2 protein-coding genes are annotated in these 901 nt (G+C 53.2%); both read left to right on the top strand.

All coding sequences use genetic code 11. The features are described from left to right. On the top strand, nucleotides 1–376 hold a 376-nt coding region (locus tag FLQ44_RS22440), incomplete at its 5' end, for a hypothetical protein (RefSeq protein WP_206209096.1). Nucleotide 377: 1 nt separating this feature from the next. Then, nucleotides 378–901: KilA-N domain-containing protein (locus FLQ44_RS22435; RefSeq protein ID WP_206209094.1), on the top strand; the 524-nt coding region annotated here is incomplete at its 3' end.

Below are 901 nucleotides of genomic sequence, written 5' to 3'. Positions count from 1 at the left end.
GCCGCCTGACGGTCACTTGGTGGATGGCACCCCAGCCAGGCAAACTAAGTGCAGTACAAAAGCAAATGCCTCGGCTGCAACCGAGGCATTCATGAAATTCCTAGACGATCTAAATCAAGGAGAATTCGCTATGGAAAATAGCGCAACCACAAAACACAGTCAAGCCCATCAGCTCTTGAACAAAGGCATTGACGCTACCGCTTTGGCAGAATGCCACGCAGAGGCTCTGATCGGCATCCTTGGTGCCATCGCCAAGCTGTCCCAAGACGACATCATCAGCAAGTTGGCCGCACACGGAAAAACAGTTGCCTCTACCCTGCTTGACGATGTCCAAGTATCCCGTGAAGAAATCGAAGCCATTGGCTTGGGGGTGTGACATGGAACTGATCATTGCTGATGTAACCATCCGCCAAGATGAAGAAAATCGCTTCTGCTTGAACGATCTGCACAAAGCTGCTGGTGGTGAAGAAAAACACAGTCCTAATCGCTGGACTCGTACCGATGGGTATCAATCTCTTGTTGCTGAGCTAACGCCAGAAATGGCGTTTGTTCCTGCGCTGTCCGTGAGAGGTGGAGCCGCCCCAGGTACCTATGTATGCAAAGAACTTGTCTATGCCTACGCCATGTGGATCAGCCCGCAGTTTAGCCTGAAAGTCATCCGCGCCTACGACCAACTGATGACCCAGGGCATAGTAATGCGCCAAGACGTGGCCCAGCAGGCTGCTGACGATCCGGCTACGTTCCTTGCCAAGGCAGTGCTGGTCGCCCAGCATCAGCTTGAGCAGCAGAAAGCTCAGGTCATAGCACTTGAACAAAAGGTAGCTGAGCAAGCGCCGAAAGCTGCAGCACACGACATGCTGGCCGTATCGGATGGCGACCTGTGCATAACCGACGCTGCCAA

Origin of the sequence: Vogesella mureinivorans (assembly GCF_007644035.1) — a bacterium.
Lineage (GTDB): Bacteria > Pseudomonadota > Gammaproteobacteria > Burkholderiales > Chromobacteriaceae > Vogesella > Vogesella mureinivorans.
This window is presented reverse-complemented; position numbering and strand designations above follow the sequence as displayed.